The sequence below is a fragment of the Bacteroides sp. AM16-24 genome (genome assembly GCF_003471885.1).
Taxonomy (GTDB): Bacteria; Bacteroidota; Bacteroidia; order Bacteroidales; family Bacteroidaceae; genus Bacteroides.
This window is the reverse complement of sequence record NZ_QRKI01000034.1, coordinates 1-324: the sequence shown is the minus strand read 5'-3', so window position 1 is coordinate 324 and position 324 is coordinate 1. Positions and strand designations below refer to the sequence as shown.

The window sequence follows — 324 nt, the reverse complement described above, 5'->3', positions numbered from 1 at the left end:
CTTCTCCCTCCTGATGCGAAAGAACTATTATTATGTGAACAAAACCCGTTTCATCGGAGTGTTGAAGCATCAGAGCACCATCCGTGAGTTCATTGACGGGGAAGCACATATTAAAGGTTTCCTTCTGGCTTATCTGGGGTTGACGCAAGGATATGTCATTCTCCCCGAACACGAGTCTTCCAAAGGTTATGCCGACTTCTACATGATGCCTGACCTGCTGCACCAGTCGGATATTGCCTACAGCTATATTGTAGAGGTGAAATATGCCCGCCCTGATGCTTCTGATGCTGATATTGCTTTACTGAAGCGTGATGCGGCAGAGCA

General features: G+C 47.2%; 1 protein-coding gene. It reads left to right on the top strand.

Features of this window, described 5'->3' with window-relative positions; genetic code table 11:
• The coding region (locus DW182_RS21675; protein ID WP_233564205.1) for a PD-(D/E)XK nuclease domain-containing protein at window positions 1-324 on the top strand (324 nt) is incomplete at both ends.